16 protein-coding genes are annotated in these 18,489 nt (G+C 43.2%); 14 read left to right on the forward strand and 2 right to left on the reverse strand.

What is annotated here, in order from left to right; all coding sequences use genetic code 11:
* Window positions 1–25: 25 nt before the first annotated feature.
* Window positions 26–1,213, reverse strand: a complete 1,188-nt coding sequence (locus DD657_RS11825; RefSeq protein WP_021986848.1) for a 6-phosphofructokinase — start codon at window positions 1,211–1,213, stop codon at window positions 26–28.
* 255 nt (window positions 1,214–1,468) lie between these two features.
* On the opposite strand from DD657_RS11825, the gene DD657_RS11830 reads away from it, so the two are divergent.
* The 7 genes from DD657_RS11830 (at window position 1,469) to DD657_RS11860 (ending at window position 7,579) form a co-directional block, all read left to right on the forward strand.
* Window positions 1,469–2,602: a glycosyltransferase gene (locus DD657_RS11830; protein WP_021986846.1), complete on the forward strand. Its 1,134-nt coding sequence runs from the start codon at window positions 1,469–1,471 to the stop codon at window positions 2,600–2,602.
* Window positions 2,593–3,213, forward strand: coding sequence for an RNA polymerase sigma factor (locus DD657_RS11835; protein ID WP_021986845.1), 621 nt, complete (start codon window positions 2,593–2,595; stop codon window positions 3,211–3,213). The genes DD657_RS11830 and DD657_RS11835 overlap by 10 nt, the downstream gene beginning before the upstream one ends.
* Window positions 3,200–3,871, forward strand: coding sequence for a peptidase associated/transthyretin-like domain-containing protein (locus tag DD657_RS11840; RefSeq protein ID WP_287049985.1), 672 nt, complete (start codon window positions 3,200–3,202; stop codon window positions 3,869–3,871). The genes DD657_RS11835 and DD657_RS11840 overlap by 14 nt, the downstream gene beginning before the upstream one ends.
* A gap of 148 nt (window positions 3,872–4,019) precedes the next feature.
* Window positions 4,020–4,628 carry an OmpH/Skp family outer membrane protein gene (locus DD657_RS11845; protein WP_021986843.1) on the forward strand — a complete coding sequence of 203 codons (609 nt, stop codon included), beginning with the start codon at window positions 4,020–4,022 and terminating at the stop codon, window positions 4,626–4,628.
* A 26-nt stretch (window positions 4,629–4,654) separates the two neighbouring features.
* Window positions 4,655–5,896: a glycosyltransferase family A protein gene (locus DD657_RS11850; protein ID WP_287049987.1), complete on the forward strand. Its 1,242-nt coding sequence runs from the start codon at window positions 4,655–4,657 to the stop codon at window positions 5,894–5,896.
* A 50-nt stretch (window positions 5,897–5,946) separates the two neighbouring features.
* Window positions 5,947–6,330 carry an SRPBCC domain-containing protein gene (locus DD657_RS11855; protein ID WP_068692413.1) on the forward strand — a complete coding sequence of 128 codons (384 nt, stop codon included), beginning with the start codon at window positions 5,947–5,949 and terminating at the stop codon, window positions 6,328–6,330.
* 22 nt (window positions 6,331–6,352) lie between these two features.
* Entirely contained in the window at window positions 6,353–7,579 is a 1,227-nt protein-coding gene (locus DD657_RS11860; protein ID WP_287049990.1) for a Gfo/Idh/MocA family protein, read from the forward strand.
* 1 nt (window position 7,580) lies between these two features.
* Here DD657_RS11860 and DD657_RS11865 read toward each other — a convergent pair whose 3' ends face one another.
* Window positions 7,581–7,790, reverse strand: a complete 210-nt coding sequence (locus DD657_RS11865) for an RNA-binding S4 domain-containing protein (RefSeq protein ID WP_021986839.1) — start codon at window positions 7,788–7,790, stop codon at window positions 7,581–7,583.
* Between the two features lie 262 nt (window positions 7,791–8,052).
* Between DD657_RS11865 and DD657_RS11870 the strand changes: the two genes are divergently transcribed.
* The 7 genes from DD657_RS11870 (at window position 8,053) to DD657_RS11900 (ending at window position 18,164) form a co-directional block, all read left to right on the forward strand.
* Entirely contained in the window at window positions 8,053–8,961 is a 909-nt protein-coding gene (locus DD657_RS11870) for a fimbrillin family protein (RefSeq protein ID WP_287049992.1), read from the forward strand.
* A gap of 94 nt (window positions 8,962–9,055) precedes the next feature.
* Window positions 9,056–10,828: a transglutaminase domain-containing protein gene (locus DD657_RS11875; RefSeq protein WP_287049993.1), complete on the forward strand. Its 1,773-nt coding sequence runs from the start codon at window positions 9,056–9,058 to the stop codon at window positions 10,826–10,828.
* 2 nt (window positions 10,829–10,830) lie between these two features.
* A complete protein-coding gene (locus DD657_RS11880) occupies window positions 10,831–11,712 on the forward strand; it encodes a FimB/Mfa2 family fimbrial subunit (protein WP_287049994.1) in 882 nt (293 codons plus the stop codon).
* A 169-nt stretch (window positions 11,713–11,881) separates the two neighbouring features.
* Entirely contained in the window at window positions 11,882–13,261 is a 1,380-nt protein-coding gene (locus tag DD657_RS11885; protein ID WP_287049996.1) for an OmpP1/FadL family transporter, read from the forward strand.
* Window positions 13,262–13,699: 438 nt separating this feature from the next.
* Window positions 13,700–15,106 (forward strand): DUF5009 domain-containing protein, encoded by a 1,407-nt coding sequence (locus DD657_RS11890; RefSeq protein ID WP_287049998.1) that lies wholly within the window; start codon window positions 13,700–13,702, stop codon window positions 15,104–15,106.
* A gap of 64 nt (window positions 15,107–15,170) precedes the next feature.
* A complete protein-coding gene (locus DD657_RS11895; RefSeq protein WP_021986833.1) occupies window positions 15,171–16,292 on the forward strand; it encodes a DUF4434 domain-containing protein in 1,122 nt (373 codons plus the stop codon).
* Window positions 16,293–16,304: 12 nt separating this feature from the next.
* Window positions 16,305–18,164, forward strand: coding sequence for an FAD-dependent oxidoreductase (locus tag DD657_RS11900; RefSeq protein ID WP_068691798.1), 1,860 nt, complete (start codon window positions 16,305–16,307; stop codon window positions 18,162–18,164).
* The last annotated feature ends 325 nt before the right edge of the window (window positions 18,165–18,489 follow it).

Consider the following 18,489-nt stretch of genomic DNA (forward strand, 5'->3'; position numbering starts at 1 on the left):
CGGATTCCGGGGACTTTTTTGATATTTAAAGAATCATTTGCGGCATGAATTCAAAACTGTTGTATTTGGGACGTAATCTTTCGGTGTTATAAAATTTATCCACATCCACTAATTTTTTCGTGCTGGTGACGATTTCGATCGGTGCATTGTCGTAGCGTCCGTTACGTAAAATTACCAATCGTCCGTGCATGCCTTTCGAGATCAGATCCAGGGCAAGGTTCCCGTATGCCATCGGAACGATGGAATCCATCGCGTCCGGATTACCGCAGCGTACAAGATAACCTAATTTCTGGTTGATGACATTGATGGTTTCCCCGTTGTTGAATTTCGGAGACAGCTCTTTCAGTTGATTGGCGATGTGATCTCCGATACCTCCCAGCTTTTTGTGACCGAACATATCGGCTTCCTGGCTTTGGAACATCATGTCGCCACCGCTATAGGTTGCCCCTTCCGAAATCAGTACGACGGAATATTTGCTGGGGTTCGTGTAACGATCCTGGCATAAAAGTTCACATAGGTGGTCGATATTGAACTGGTATTCCGGAATGACACAGCGGTTAGCGGCTCCGGCCAGGGTGGGGAGCATGGCTGAAAAGCCCGCGTAGCGTCCGAAAACCTCCAATACCAACAGGCGTTCATGAGAACCGGCACAGGTACGCAAGCTGTGGGTCAATTCGATTGTACGGGTGATACAGGTGCTGAAACCGATGCAATAGTCCGTACCCGGAACGTCATTGTCCATGGTTTTGGGGATTGCGATCACTTTTACTCCTTCTTTGCTTAATCTCACCCCATAACTCAAGGTGTCGTCACCTCCGATGGGAACGAGGTAGTCGATGCCCATAAAATCGAGGTTCTGGAGGACTTCCGGAGTCAGGTCGTTTACTTTTTCCGAATATTTATCTTTTAAATGTGCCGGAACGGATTCCTGGGGAACATGCGATGCCCTTGTGCGGGAAGTATGTAGAAAAGTTCCGCCGGTGCGGCCTGCTCTGTTGACGATATCTTCCGTTAACTCAAAAAAGTTATTTGAATTATCCACTTTCTTGTCCCGGACAATATCTATTAACCCCCGCCAGCCCCGGCGAATACCAATCACTTTATATCCTTCTCTTAAAGCTCTGATCGTGACGGCACGGATAGCCGGATTTAATCCTGGTACATCTCCACCTCCGGTTAATATACCGATAATTCCTTTAGGTTTTTGGCTCATATGCGTTAAAATTTATATGTTAGTAAAAACACCTAAATTTGATAAAATATATTCTGAATTGCAAAAAAAATCTTTGAGAAGTGAGTATATTTGTCTGATTTTTTAAAATCGGGTAAAATGTAAACCAAATGGATTGTAATTGAATTGTAAAATTGAATCGCATATATCCGGATTTTCATTTATGGATCATCCTAAAACAAAGTTTTAACGGGAATGAGATGCATTTATTAGCGGTTTAATATTATGGAATGAATCATGAGTAGTTATTTTACGGAATTGTGGAGTCTTTTGGGGGGAAATGTATATATCCTTATTTTATGCGGAATCTTCTTTCTATACCATTTGATTGTCGTTATTTATAAAAGTGTATTGATCACTTCCCGGGAGAAGGGAAGTACGGCAAAAGAAGGGGAAGGTATATCGGTCATTATTACTTCTAATAACCGGGCTGAGGAATTGAAAGAGAATCTTTGTTTTTTTCTGGAACAGGATTATCCCGATTTTGAAGTGATTGTCGTCGATGAATGTTCAGAAGACAACACACAGGAGGTCTTGGCAGAGATGCAGCAAAAATATCCCCATCTCCGAACGACCCGGATTTTTCCGGAGACGAAGTTTCGAAGTACGAAAAAGATTGCTATTAATATAGGTATTCTGGCTGCCCGGCATGATATCCTGCTTTTTTCTGAAATTGATTGCCGTCCGGCTTCCAATGAATGGATTAAAAACATGCAGTCCTACTTTACGCCGGATACCGCCGTTGTATTAGGATATGCCAATTATCCGGATCAAAGGAAAGGGATGGGCATTCGTCGTGGAATTCGCTTTATGCGCTTCCTGAAGATGTTTTTGTTGATTAAGGCAAAATGTTATGTATCGGGAGACGGCAGAAATATGGGATACCGGAAAAAGTTCTATATTTCCAAAAGAGGATTCTCGAGGAATTCACAGAGCTATATCGGATACGATAATGAGATGGTGAATGTTTTGTCCGGCTTGGGAAAGGTGAAAGTGGCCAAAAAGGAAAATACATTTATAATTATAAATGATGATAAAAAGAAAACCTGGAAGGAGGATTCTTCGTATTATTATATTAATAAAAGAAGATGGCCTGTAAAGGCTTGGTTAAGAGCTGAAATAGATACAATTATTCGTACTTTATTATATATTTTTCTGTTTTTTTTACTTTTTAAACAAATATTTAGAGAATATATAATTGCGTGTATATTGTTAACATTTTTAATAGATTTTATAACGATAAATATCTATTTGAAGCATCTGAAACAAAAGAAATTATTCTTAATTTCGTTATTTGTCAGTTCTGTAGGTTTTTTATACAGATGGTATTATAATATATACTCAATTTTTACAAGCAAGAAATGGAGATAACCAATAATTTATCGGAAAAGGCGCTTTACGATTATAAAATAGTTAAAAATGCGATTGCCGGTGATGAGAAAGCTTACGCAGAACTTTTCAAAAGATATAAGGATTCCGTGTACTTTATGATTTTGAAAATGGTAAATAACCGTACGGATGCCGAAGATCTGATGTTTGAAGCTTTTGAGAAAGCATTTTCCAGCTTAAATTACTATTCGCCTCAGTTTGCTTTTAGTACTTGGCTGTTTAAAATCGCTTCCAATAATACGATTGATTTTATTCGTAAACGAAAGACGTTGACCGTGTCCTTGGACAAGGATGACATAAATCCGGAGGACCGTGGTTATATCAATAGTATTCCGGCGGATATCCGTACCCCGGATGAAGAGGCTATTCGCTCGCAGCGTGCGGATTTTATGCGGGAGAAGGTGTCGATGCTGAAAGGACGTTACCGTCGTTTGATCGAATTACGTTATTTCGATGAATTCTCTTATGAGGAAATTGCTGATGAACTGGCTATTCCGCTGGGGACAGTAAAAGCTCAATTGTTTCGTGCCAGGGAGTTGTTGTTGAATATTTTACAACATACGGAAATTGCTAAAGAGAATGAAAAAAATTAGTTCCCTTTTGTTTTTTGTATTTATTCTGAATGCTTCGTATGCACAAATGCAACCGCAGGCGGAAGAAGTCCGTTTTTCCGGAATTGTCTTTGACAGTGGAACGACCCGTCCGTTGGCAAATGTCAATTGCAGGCGGGGAGGAATGCTGACGACGACGGATCTGACGGGACGTTTTGCTATGAATACTGCGGCCGGAGATACGATTTACTTTACACATATCGGTTATAGGCCGTACGAGGTCGTTGTGCCGGATTCTTTACCGGGGGATGAGTATATATTGGCCGTTTTCGTGACCTCCGATACCGTTCATTTACCGGAAGTGGTTGTAAGGAGAAGATACGGGGAACAAACCCGGCAATACCGGATGAATGCAAAGAATAATATGGCCGGTTTGGAGCGGGATGCTTTTTCGCTTCAATTGGAATGGACTCCTGAACAGAATCAGAAAAGGGTGTTGGATGATTTTGCTGCCAGTACCAATAAAGGACATGTCGATGTCAAATTGGGTGTCGGGTTGGAAAGTTTAAGGGTGTATCAACAGTTGCGTCGTGCCCGTAAGTTTCAGAACGAGCCGGAACCTTTGAGGCAGGAAGAAGTGGATTTGTTAAAAATGATTTTTTCTGTGGACCGTAAGGAAAAAAGCAGGCTTGAAAATTGATGCTTTTGAAAAGCTTAAAGCCTGTTAAATAAAATTTTTTATACAGAAAAAAGAGAAAAACATAGAGATTAAGAGAAGATAAGTTTATCTTTGTTGCGTTAAATCTGTAAATGAACAGTGCGTATAGTATTAACAAAGTCATAATGTCATGAAGAATTATTCTATTGTATTGAATGTTGTATTATTAATTGCTGTAGCTGTACTTTATGTGTTGCATTTCACCGGGGATAAAAAGGTTGGTGAATGTCAGGTTAGCACTGAAGCCGGTACGGGTGCAGGAACTAAAATAGTATATATAAATACCGATACATTATTGAGTAATTATTTGCTTTCCGTCGAGTTGAATGAGGCTTTTCTGAAAAAGCAGGAAGAGAGAAGAACGGAGTTGAATATGAAGGCAAAGCAATTGGATAAAGAAGCGAATGATTTTCAGCGTAAACTGGAAAATGGCGGTTTTATATCCCGGGAAAGAGCTGAAGCGGCCCGTCAGGAATTGCTGGATAAAAACCAGAGATTACAGATGCTCCAGCAGGAAATGACTGAAAAGTCAATGAAGGAGCAAAGTGAATTGAACAAGCGTTTGTTTGAAGCGATTACAGCCTGCCTGACCGATTACAATAAAGAGAGAGGCTATAATGTCGTTTTGAGTACGGTTATTGCCGGAAATGTCCTTTATGCACAGGATGGATTTGATATCACAAAGGATGTCGTTAAGCGATTGAACGAACAGTATAATAATCAAAAGAAGGCTGAGTAATCAGCCTTTTTTTATAGCGGTTGTGCATGAAAGTTTTTGATCGCTATTTTTCAAAAAATCCTCCCGTTATCGTTCCGGACTTCCCGGATACGCTTTCTCTTATCGTTACCATTCCGGTTTATGATGACCCGGATATTTTTTTTACGATCGATTCTCTGGCGGCCTGTTCTTTGACCTCCGGGCCGGTAGGTGTGATCGTTCTGGTAAATTACGCCGAAGATTGCGGAGCGGATGTTAAAAAGAGGAACGAAGCCCTGTATGTGAAGTTGCTGGAATATGTGTCCGCTCAACCGGATACCGGGATACAATTCCGGATCTGCCGGGCGTTCGATTTGCCGGCGAAGCAATCCGGTGTCGGTGTTGCCCGAAAAATAGCGATGGATGCGGCTGCCCGTTATTTTTATGACCGGGGGCTGCCTGATGGGGTCATTGCTTCGTTGGATGCCGATACGTTGGTTGAGAAAAATTATTGTACGGCAGTATCAGAAGCTTTCCGGAATAATAACCGTGCCGGCGTTGCCCTTGCCTATAAACACATCTGGCCGGAAAATATAAAGCAGGAGCAATTGGCGGCTATGTGCAGGTATGAGCTGTATTTGCGTTATTACCGGATGTGCCTGGAGTATATCGGACATCCGTACGCATATACCTGTCTGGGATCGGCTTTTGCCGTCCGTGCTTTGGATTATGCGGCTGAAGGCGGAATGAGCAAACGACAGGCCGGAGAAGACTTTTATTTTATTCAGAAATTGATAGCGACAGGGCGTTTTGCCCGTTTGCCGGCAACCTGTGTGTTTCCGGCTGCCCGTTTGTCGGAACGTACTCCGTTTGGAACGGGGCAAGCTGTCCGCCAGATTATGGAAACCGGGGGGCATTTTAATACTTATCATTTGGAGGCTTTTCAGGTGTTGAAGGTTTTTTTCGATTCGGTGGCTTCGATGTATTGCATGACGGAGGCGGAATTAACACTTTGGATTGGAAAGCAGCCGGAAAGTTTAAGAGCGTTTTTGTCGGAACATGATTTTGAGAACCGGATTGCTGAAGTAAAGGCGAACAGTGCGTCTGACAAGCAATTCCGGAAGCGTTTTTTCGATAACTTCAATGCTTTCCGGGTATTGAAATATTTGAATTACGTTCATCCGGTTTACTGGGAGAAGCAGGAAATTACAGTGGCCGCATCCTGTTTGCTGAAAGAACTTTATCCGGAAGAGAACCGGCCTGCGGATATTTTTTCTTTATTGGATGCCTTTCGGGAGAAAGATGTTTGAAATTTGTCCGGACGGTACTATATTTGCAATATCCCATTGAAATGAATAATATGGATTTTAACTATAAATTGAAGATTGCTGCCGAGCCCGAAGAGGTATTCTCGGCTTTGACAAATCCGTTTCAGATTGAATTGTGGAGCGGTTATCCGGCTGATATGAAACCCGAAGCCGGTTATGAGTTTTCTTTGTGGGAAGGAGATATTGCGGGGGTGAATCTGGAAATTGTCCCGAATAAACGGTTGGTACAGGAGTGGTTTTTCGGAGAGACGGAACATCCTTCTGTCGTAAGAATTGAATTGCGTAAAGAGGGCAGCGGGAATACGCAGGTTGTTTTGGAACACTCGAATATTCCGGAAGAGGTGTATGACGAGATTGTGGAAGGATGGAAAAAATATTACCTCGGTTCGCTGAAAGATATGTTGGAAATGTATTGAGATAAAATCAGAATTTGAAAACGTGCAAAAGGTAACAATTGTAGCGATCGGAGCCGGTAACCGGATGAATGCCTATGCTGAATACATACGCATGCATCCCGAAGAGGTTGAATTGGTTGCTGTGGTCGATCCCAATGAGGCTCGCCGTCAGCATTATGCGACTTCTTTTAAATTATTGCCTGCCCGTTGTTTTGCTTCCTGGGAGGATTTTTTGTCCGGTCCTAAAGTTGCCGATGCTGTTTTTTTATGTACGCCGGATCATTTGCATTACCGGCCGGCAATGATGGCTCTGGAAAAAGGATATCATATTTTGTTGGAAAAACCGATTGCCCAAAGTTGGCAGCAATGTTTGGATATCGTTCGGAAGGCCCGGGAAAATAACTGTATTGCCGGGGTTTGTCATGTGTTGCGCTATCATCCTTATTTCCGTAAAATCCGGGAAGTTATCGATAGCGGCAAATTAGGAGAGATGATTACTTTAAATCATCAGGAGGAGGTCGGAATCGAACGGATGACCCATGCTTTTGTGCGGGGGCTCTGGAGGCGGGAGGAAGAGACGAATCCGATGATTTTGTCTAAGGCCTGTCACGATTTGGATTTGTTGGTCTGGCTGACGGGAAAAAAATGCCGGGAAGTCAGTTCTTTCGGGTCTTTGAAATGGTTTAAGGAAAGCAATGCTCCTGCCGGAAGTACAGCCCGTTGTACCGATGGTTGCCTTGTTGAAAAAACATGTCCTTATTCTGCGATTCATTTGTATTACCGGCAGAAACGTTGGTTGCGCCATTTCGATTTGCCGGAGGAAGGGGATGCAGACGAAGTTATATTAAAAGAATTGCGGGAAGGGCCTTACGGACGTTGTGTATATCGTTGCGACAATGATGTTGTCGATCATCAGGTCGTTTCCATGCGGATGGAAAATGATGTGACGGTCAATTTTTCTATGGATGCCTTTACCAGAGAAGGAGCAAGGAAAACACACATCATGTTTAGCGGTGGTGAATTGTCGGGAAATGAAAAATCGTTGACGATAAAGTATTTTCAGCCCGGACTGACTGATGAGGTATATGATTTTACGGATAGTTCCGGCGAGTGTAATTACCATGGAGGAGCCGATCTCTATATCGTTGGTGATTTCATCCGTTCCATACGGGAAAAAAATCCGGATGCTTTGCTGACCAATATAGAAACTTCGTTGGAAAGCCACCGGATTGCTTTCGAGATTGAAAAGAAAAGATTACAAAGTCACTGATTCAGGCTTTTACCCGGATTGTTTCTCCTGCGACTTCGATTGTTTCTCCTGCCTTTATTTTTGCCCGTTTCCGGTATTCCGTTTCTCCGTTGCGCTTTACCTCCCCGTTTTCGACCAGCATTTTAGCCATTCCGCCGGAATCTGCAATCCGGACAAGTTTTAAAAGCCGGATGAGTTCGATATATTCTTCTGTAAGGATAAATTCAATCATATCTTTTCGCATTGTTTTACAAAGATACAATTAAACTTCCAAATTTGTCATCCGGCGATAAAAATGTCCCGATGGCGTTTCGCAGATAAAGTAATTGCTTTGATATTTATTTTATGGTGATTTTCGGAGAACCGGGACGAAATGATAATGCTTTCGAACGAAATGTTAATTCATGTTAATATTATTTGGCTTATATTTGAAATGTTATTATCAATATAAACAACTGGCCGTATCCGATTGCCGGTAAAATTATTTTTTACATATGATTGTCAATACAAATACAAGGGGGCTATTCCTGATCGTTCTGATTCTGTTTTTTCAATCCTGTTTTATACATGAAACGAAAAGTAAGGTTGAAGAAGTGGCTTTTAACGGGATGACACGAACATTTGAATCCGAATACGCTTCTTTTTCTCCGGAAGATATTCTCGGTTTGTATGTCGTAAATCGTCCGGAAGCTTCTGTTCCCGGAACATTGAAACCTGCCGGCAACCTGTTCGATAACCTGAGGCTTCATCTGGACGGAGAGACGATGAAGCCTTTGAATCCTGCTTTTTATCCGGCCGGAATTCACCGGGTCGATCTTTATGCTTATGGACCTTATGTGTCTGAAGGTTTAGCTGAGGGAAATGTGTTGTCTTTTTCTGTAAGACGGGAGCAATCGACACCGGAAGCATTGAAACAGTCGGATTTGTTGTGGGGACGATTATTGGAGGTTGAAACGTTACAACGTAGGCCTCCACAAGTGATATTCGAGCATCAACTGTCAAAAATCAGAATCAGCTTGAAAGCCGGAATCGGTGTTACGCTCCATTCTCCCATTGTCTTAATCGAGGGTACAAAACCCTCCGTTCAATTGAACCTGGCCGACGGAGAGCTCGGAGAAGCAACAGGAACGATTACTCCGGTTACTCCTTTGCGTTCTGTTGGAGAAAACGTATATCAGGCTATTGTTATTCCTCAGACAGTGGGAATGTCAAACCGATTGTTTACCGTAACGAATGACGGTAAAATTTATCATTATGTGTTGAAAGCAGACCGGCATTTTCAGAAAGGGACGGTGTATACATATGATATTACGATACATGCAGATGATCTGGAGGTGGAGTTGTCCGGAATTATAAACGATTGGATTCCGGGAGATACGGTTACAGAAGACCTTGTCGGGTGAATAAAGGATGATTTTTCCTTTTGGAAGGATCAAAAATGTTGTCGGAATTTATAGATAATGGCTTGTTTGAGGGGGTAATTAAAGATATTGTCGTATGAATAGGTTACGAATAAAAATACATATGGTCGGGCTTGTCGCACTGTCGTTGCTGGCTGCTTGCACGCGGGGTGAGGAGGAGCTTTTGCCCGTTGACGGTGAGACCCGTTTTTCTGTTGTAACCAACGTTCCGGCAGGAACGGATGTGTCCGGTGCGGACGTAATCCGGAATGCGACTGTCTTTTTTGTTGCGCCTTCTTCCGGTCGGTTTATTAAAAAAGTCGATGCTGTTGTTTTGCCGGGTGGATCAGGAGTGCGCGTACACACCGTCATTCCCGCCGCGTATGCCGGGCAAACCGTATGCGCTTATTTCGTGGTTAATGCTTCGGCCCTTTCCGATCCATTGGATATGGAGCCTGAGTCCGTTTTCGACGTATCAAGGTTTGACGGATTATTCACCAGGGATTCTCTGAATGGGGATAGTACGCATTTTGTCATGTCGGCAAAAGTATCTTTTCGGGCCGGGGGAACGGATATGCCCGGTGGAGATATAAAGTTCGACCGTACTTTTGCCAAAGTATATATTGCGGCAGCGGATGGGATGAGTCCGGAACGGCAGCGTGAATTAAGCGTCGTATCGGTTGAAATCGTAAACGGAAGGACCGGTGGATATCTTTTCCGGGAAGGAATCTTCCCGGAGCGTTCGGTTTCCGTGCTTCTTCCTGTAAATGAAACGATCGATCAGATGAATATCCATAAGCCCGTTTGTTATCTCTATCCGGACGACGGAGGTCCGGACGGAACCCATCTGATTGTAAAGCTTCGAAATGATCCCGATGGACGGGTTGTGGCAAAACGTGTTTTACTCTGTTCCCGGAAGAATACGGCATATAAATTGACAATAGCGGAAATTCCGGGGGAAGACGGCGGATATGCAATTCAGGTTTCGGATTGGGAAGCGGATATACTGCTTCCCGACGCCGGACAGGGGGTATTGCCTTCACCGCTTCCAGATGAAGGGATTGACTTATTGAACGCAGCCGATGTTTTTTATTATTACAACCAACTTCGGGATACGTTGGAAAAAAAGTTGTACCGGTCTATGTTTGATAAAGCCAACAATTTTACCGAAACACTTAGGCCCGGAGAACGGCTTATCGTTGAACTGACAGGCGATTTAAGAGAAAGATTCACTAAGGAGGAATTTCTGAGGGTGTCCCGTTCTTTGCTGAACGATATGGCTATCATGTTCAATACCGGGATTATTACATCGTACCGGCTGGACCCTGCCGGACAGGTCATCAGTTATCGTATGGACCTGATTGCCATGCGGCCCACTTTCGATATGAGAACGGAGCTGGTCATCTCCGCTGCCGGTAAACTTTTGGATCGTGTTCCTTCGGGCCTGTCTGAGTTTGAAAAGGTAAAAACGGTTCACGATCTGTTTCTGAGAAGTGTCAGTTACGGAGGGATGACCTCTTCCTTCGGTGGAAACATTATCGGCGGGTTAGTGACTGGGAAAGTGGTATGCGAGGGGTATGCCCGGACGTTACAATATCTATTGCAGCGTACGGGTATTCAAGCTATTTTTGTAGGCGGTGATGCGTTGTTTTCGAATGGATCCACTGTGCCCCATGCCTGGAATATTGTCCGGGTAGATGGGAAATACTATGCTATAGATGCTACCTGGAATGACGGGATTTCCGGTTCGGATTTTGTGGGTTATAATTATTTTCTGAAATCGGATGCTACCATGTCCAGGGATCATCTGATTAATATGGTGTTGCCGGCACCGGAATGCCCGGAAGATTATCCATTACCAAATTTTTAGCCATGAAACGGATACCGATATATTATCTTTTTATTTTTCTGTTTTTCTGTTTTTCTTGTTCGGAAGATATGCCTGAGGCGTGTATTATACCGGAAAGTACAATAACCGAGACGTTTTTTCTCCCTACTTCTGTCATTGCATTTATGGACGTATATGAAGACCCGTTCCGGATGAGGACGACCGCTGCCGTTTCTGATGTTGTGAGCCAGATAAGGTATATCATTTATAACGAATCCGGTGACCGTGTACGGGAGGAGGTCCTGACCGAAACTGAAATAGAATCCGGTTTCCGGGTTACTTTGCCCGCCGGTGAATACCGGATGTGTGTGCTTGGGGAAGGGCGGGTTGTAAATTATACCCCTGTCGGGTATCCGCCTGTTGAGGTACAGGCAGAACCGGCATTGGGAGATATATGGGTCGCTGCCGAACAGAGGTCCCGCGCTGCAGTATACCACGATTATTTTTTTGCCGGTCTGTCTTTCACAGCCGGTAGTCCGGGGGTAAAATCCGTTGTCCTTAGAAGAATTACGGGGTTGGTACAGGTTGATATGAAAAAGGTGGCCCCGGATATTGTCTTACATACGATTTCAATCGGTTTTTCCGTCAACCGGATGTATAATAATTTTCATACGGACGGTCGTTATAGCTGTTCCGGCCAATTTACAGAGAGTACCTCTCCTTATGCCATCTTTCATACCTTGCGGCATAATCCGGAAACAGGATATTACGAAGGTGTTTATTTCCCGACTCTCCCGGATAATTTCGATTGTACGCTTATCATCAGTTACAGGCAAAACGGACGGGTCCGCAACCGTCGTATCCTTCTGTCCGATTTACCGGTAAAAGCCAATCAAAGGACACGCCTGTCCTTGGTGTTGGAATAAATATAGCGCTGGCGTTTATTCGGCTCTTCCCGATAACATACCGTAAAGTAGAAACAAGCCCGGAATTATATGTTAATTTTGCCGCCTTTAAGTGAAATTGAATGACGGTAAAGGAAAACTTTTTTGTCCGGTTTCCGTTTTTCTGAGGTATAAATGAAATAATAATTGAATGAGAAAATTAATGATTTGGGTTTTGGCCTGTATATTGGGAAATTCAGTGTTTGCAGAAGGATATCAGGTAAATGTTTTGAGCGCTAAACAGACGGGCATGGGACATGTCGGAACAGGAATGAAACTGGGGGCTGAGAGTATGCATTTTAATCCGGCCGGGCTTGTTTGGCTGAACAACCATATGGACATTTCAGTCGGCGTGTCGGCTGTTGCAGCTAAGGCTAAGTATACCCATGACGGTTATTCGGCAAAGACGGATAATCCGTTAAGTACGCCTTTATATGCCTATGCCGGTTACCGGATATACGATAATCTGGCAGCCGGAATCAGTTTGACGACACCTTACGGGAATGGCTTGAAATGGCCGAAAAATTGGGCGGGAGTCAATTTAATACAGGATATTTCGTTGAGATCTTATGTGTTACAACCGACTCTCTCTTATAAGATTACGGATAAATTGAGTGTGGGTGTGGGTTTGATGCTGGCGATCGGAAATGTCAATTTATCCCGGGCTCTTATGAGTACGGCCGATTTTCAGATGATCGGTAATATTATCGAGCAGTTGCCGTTGCCCGAAGAGCAAAAGAATTATTTTGTCGAGACGATCCGGGATAATAAGTTCCCGCCTGCAGCGGCAACACTGGATGGGAAAGCCGGTGTGCGTGCCGGATTTAATATCGGCGTGTTGTATGACATTTCCGATAAAGTATCAGTAGGGATATCCTATCGTTCTAAAATAAAAATGCGGGTAAAAGAAGGAGATGCTTCTTTGGACTATGCCAATCGCGCTGTGGAGGATTTGATGGGAACTTTAGGAAAATTGGCGCCGATGTTTGCCGTGCCTAAATACGATCAGGGATCGTTCCGGGCAGAATTGCCCCTCCCTTCCAATACGACTATCGGCGTTAGTTACCGGCCGACAAACCGTTGGGAGTTGGCATTGGATTTACAATATGTCGGATGGAATGCTTACGATTCGCTGAATGTTTATTTTAATGAACCGGAATTGGGAATTTCACCGATTAAGGCTAAGAAGGATTATAAAAATACCATTATAGCGCGTATCGGTGCCGAGTATAAGGCAACGGACCGCCTGGATGTTCGTGCCGGTGTATATTTCGACCAAAGTCCGATTCGTAAGAATAATTATAATCCGGAAACACCGGGTATGAATAAAATCGGTATGTCTGCCGGATTGTCTTTCGAACCGTATAAAAATCTGCAATTCGATTTTGCATTCCTGTATATTCAGGGTATCGGGCGGGACGGTTCCTATACCTATAATAATATCGTAATACCGACCCAGATCGATACTTTTAGCGGACATTATACATCCAGTGCTATTACAGCTTCTTTGGGGGTATCGTATAAATTCTGACCTATCGGTAAAGAATTTGTAATTGTAGTAAGTGTGAAAAACGGAGTCTGAATTCATTTTCAGACTCCGTTTTTTGTTTTTCAAAGTTCATATAAATTGTAAATTTTAGATTGTAAATTTTAAATTATCCGGCAACCAGATTCGTGATCAATTCTTTCAGTCTAAAATCGTCAATATAAAATCTGTAATTAAAACGTTCGACAAACGTTGAAGGTTAATTGGTAAGTTTCAATTCGCAGTATTAAAAACTATATTTTAAAATAATTTAATAATAATGCTTGTAAATTTAAAAAAGTGGTGTATATTTGAGCGAAATTTTGAAATTGCTTGGGATATTTTCATTTAGATTTACGGTTTTTTGGAGTTACAGGGGGAATTGTGGATTCAATCTAAAATCGTCAATCTGAAAATCTACAATTAAAAAATAGTTTATTACTGATGTGTGCTGATAAGAGAGCTTATTCTTTGGATGCTTTAAGAGGCTATGCTATTTTGACGATGATACTTTCGGCAACGATTGCCTTCGGCATTTTACCCGGTTGGATGTATCATGCACAGGTTCCTCCTCCTGATCATCATTTTGATCCGACGGTATATGGAATCACATGGGTGGATTTGGTTTTTCCTTTTTTTCTGTTTGCTATGGGAGCGGCTTTCCCTTTTTCTATCGGTAAAAAACTTGCTGGAGGTGTTTCCCGGGTTTGTTTATTGAAAGCTGCTTTGCTGAGAGGGGGGCAACTTACTTTTTTTGCCATTTACATACAGCATTTGTACCCCTGGACGTTGAGTTCGCCCCAGGACAGCCGGGCTTGGCTTATATCGCTGGGTGGATTTGTTTTGCTGTTTCCGATGTTTATGCGGCTCCCGTTTAAGTTGCCGGAGTGGGGACACCGTGCGGTAAAGGCCGGGGCTTTTTTGGTCGGAGCTTTGATTTTGGTGAATCTGTCTTATGCCGGAGGAAGGGAATTTTCTTTCGGATACAGCAATATTATTATACTGGTATTGGCGAACATGGCTGTTTTCGGATCATGCATTTATATTCTGACGTTTGGGAAGCCTTGGGTATGTGTTGGCGTATTGCCTTTCGTGATGGCTGTGTTTCTCGGAAGTACGACAGAGGGTTCCTGGGTGAAGGTTTTGTTTGATTATACGCCGGTTCCCTGGATGTATCATTTTAATTATCTGAAGTATCTGTTTATTGTTATTCCGGGAATTGTAGCCGGAGAGTATTTACAGGAGTGGATGCGGCAGGCAAGCTCTTCAAAGGATAACAGAAGAAAATGTGTGCCCGTTTGTTTGATCATATTGACGCTTGGGTTGATTGTGGGTAATTTATGCGGTTTGTATGCCCGTTGGCTATTGGTAAATCTTTGCGTGACCGTTTTAATGCTGATTTTCGGATTGTTATTGTTACGGAAAGGGGCGGGTGATTATGAGCGGCTTTGGAAAAAGTTATTTTATACGGGAGGTTATCTGTTGTTGCTGGGACTTTTTTTCGAAGCTTTCGAAGGGGGAATTCGTAAGGATCATTCTACGTACAGTTATTATTTTGTGACTTCCGGTCTGGCTTTTATGGCCTTGCTTTTTTTCAATATAATGTGTGATTACTATCCGTACCGGAAGGCTTTGAAATTTTTGATTATGGCCGGACAAAATCCGATGATTGCTTATGTTGCGACGAGTCTGGTCGTTATGCCTTTGCTGGGATTACTGGGGATGACTCCTTATCTGGAGCTGTTGGACAATAACGCATGGCTGGGGTTTTTGAAGGGAATCGTTTTAACGGTGCTATCTGCTGGGGTAGCTGTTTTGTTTACGCGTATCCGGTGGTTTTGGAGAACCTGACCGATGACGTATGAATGGTGAAATGAATGAATGCTATATAATAATTGTGTAAAACTAATTTACTATGGAAAAAGGATCGAATAACCGAAGGGATTTTTTGAAAAAAATGGCTTGTGGAGCTTCTGCTTTTATGCTGCCGTCGATGCTTTCAGCCTCAGAGGGGCATGTGGATTTGGAAAAATTAGGGGCGATGGAAAGTGGAAGCCGGGCTTCGGAAAAATTGGACAACAAGCGTTTCGAAACACCGGGAATATTTAAGGGGATGCCGATTAAAGCGACTTTTTTGGATGAGGTCAGTTGGGATATTCCCCATCAGAATTGGGGGGTAAAGGAATGGGATGCCGATTTCAGGGCAATGAAGAGAATGGGGATCGACACTGTCGTAATGATTCGTTCGGGCTTGGGAAAATGGATCGCTTCTCCTTTCGATTCGCTGTTGGCTACGGAAGATGTGTATTATCCTCCTGTAGATCTGGTCGAATTGTTTTTGACTTTGGCTGATAAATACGATATGAAATATTTTTTCGGTATGTATGATTCCGGGAAATATTGGATAGAGGGTTCTTTTCAGAAGGAAATCGATTTGAATATGCGGTTGATTGATGAAGTATGGAAAAAATACGGGCATCATCGCTCTTTCCAGGGATGGTATTTGTCACAGGAAATCAGCCGCCGCACCAAAAATATGTCGAAAATTTACGCTGAAGTCGGCAAACATGCCAAAGCTGTATCCGGGAATCTGACGACATTGGTTTCGCCTTATATTCATGGCGTAAAAACCGATCAGGTGATGTCCGGAGATCAGGCAATTTCTGTGCAGCAGCATGAAGCGGAGTGGAATGAGATTTTGGATAATGTGAAGGGGGCTGTGGATATTTTAGCATTTCAGGACGGTCAGGTCGATTATCATGAGTTGCCCGGCTACCTGGAGATCAATAAGAAGCTGGCCGATAAATACGGTATGCATTGCTGGACCAACATCGAGTCTTTTGACCGGGATATGCCGATTCGGTTTTTCCCGATCAAATGGGAGAAATTGTTATTGAAATTGGAAGCAGCCCGGAAGGCCGGTATGGAAAATGCCATAACATTTGAATTTTCTCATTTTATGAGTCCTAATTCGGCCTATCTGCAGGCGCCCTGTTTGTATGAGCGGTATTGTGAACATTTCGGTATAAAACTTTAATGGTATCGGCTAATGAAAAATAGAATAATTTTATCGGTTGTATTTGCCGCTTTGTTTTTTTGCAGCGCTTGCTCCGGGCCTAAAACCGAGGTTCTGGTGATCGGAGGAAGTGCCAGCGGTGTGGCTGCGGGTATTCAGTCGGCACGTCTGGGAGCAAAGACGATCATATTGGAAGAACATTTGTGGCTGGGAGGTATGTTGACATCGGCAGGCGTCAGTGCCGTAGACGGTAATTACAGAATGCCGGCCGGGATATTCGGTGAATTCAGGGATAGCTTGGTGGCTCACTACGGGAGTCTGGGGGCTCTGGCTACCGGTTGGGTGAGCAATGTGTTGTTCGAACCCTCTGTCGGTGCCCGGATATACAAAAATATGGCAGCCCGTGAGCCTAATCTGACGGTACAATATGAGACAAAGTTTATTTCCGCAGAAAAAACGGCAACGGGCTGGAAAGTAGTGGCCGATCATAATGGGAAACAGGAGGTATTTGAAGCTGATATCCTGATCGATGCTACAGAATTGGGGGATGTGGCAAAAGCCTGCGGGGTAAAGTACGATATCGGAATTGAGGACCGGAATATCAGCGGAGAGGCCTGGGCCGGAGATAAAAACTGTGATATCATACAGGACCTGACATACGCCATGATTTTGAAAGATTATGGACCGGAAGCGGATATGACGATCGAACGTCCGGAAAATTACGATCCTTCTCTGTTTTACTGCTCCTGTAAATCCCAGAATTGTACCGATTCCGTGTTGAAACCCTGGGATTTCGATATGGTGATGCGATATGGAAAATTGCCGAATAACAAGTATATGATCAATTGGCCGATGCAGGGCAATGACTATTATACGAATATTATCGAAATGGATGAGAAAGGACGGGAAGCTGAACTGAAGAAAGCCAAACACCGTTCTTTGTGCTATTTGTATTATATGCAACATGAACTCGGAAGTAAAAATCTGGGCTTGGCGGATGATGAGTATCCGACGGAAGACTTGCTGCCTTTTATCCCGTATCACCGGGAATCCCGTCGTATACAGGGCGTGGTGCGTTTTAATGTGAATCAGATACTTCGTCCTTACGATTATACCTTGTATCGTACGGGGATTGCCGTCGGCGATTACCCGGTGGACCACCACCATCAGGCGTATCCGAATCAGGAAGAGCTGAAATCCCTGACATTCGGGCCGGTACCTTCTTACAATGTTCCGATGGGCGTATTGCTTCCCAAAGAAGTAACGGATTTGATTGTGGCAGAAAAATCGGTGTCCGTTTCCAATATCGTAAACGGATGTACGCGCTTGCAACCGGTGGTAACCCAATTGGGGCAGGCTGCCGGAATATTGGCTGCTTTGGCTGTTAAAGAAAACAGAGAACTAAGGGAGGTGACTGTGCGCGAAGTGCAGAAGGTGTTGTTGGAAAACGGTGGTTATCTGATGCCCTACATCGATTTGCCGAAGGATCATCCGCATTTCAAAGCGTTGCAGCGAATCGGAGTTTGCGGGATTCTGAAGGGAGAAGGCAGAAGTATTAATTGGGCGAATGAAACTTGGTTTAGAAAGGATGAACCTGTCGGGGTGAGTGAGTTGAGCCAGGGATTGGCCGATTTGTATCCGACGTTTAAAATGGAAGCTTCCGGGGAATATCTTTCCGTAGAAGAGACGGAGAATTTGTTGGTGGCTCTGGGGGTATTTTTGGAAAAAGAGGGAATTACGGCTGAACATATCCGGAAGGCCTGGGGAGATCTGGGACTCCGGGATTACAAGCCGAATCGCCCGGTTTCCCGGGAGGAGTTTGCCGTTTTGTTCGATCATTTTTTGACCCCTTTCGATATGATCCGTGTGGATATAAACGGGATGCCCGTGTAAATTTTCAGTGTGGCTTTATCCTAAAACGGTAAAGCCACGCTGAATTGTATGATAAAATCGGATATTTTAAATATCTGATAGATAATAGATCTATCTATTATTCTTTTTCAATAATCCATACTTATATTTTAAGATTTTGTGCCATATTCTCAATTGATGTGCGTGTGTTAAAATTTATTTTTAAATATTTTTAAAAACATTTTCTTGAAAACATTTTATAATAAATATTTTTAATTATATTTGTCGTGTTTTTAAAATGTGTCTACTAATTGTTCGCTATTCTATGTTGTTTGTAGAAATAAAACGGTGCACATTGTAAATGTTC

Source organism: Culturomica sp., from assembly GCF_003524185.1.
In the GTDB taxonomy this organism is placed as follows: Bacteria; Bacteroidota; Bacteroidia; order Bacteroidales; family Marinifilaceae; genus Culturomica; species Culturomica massiliensis.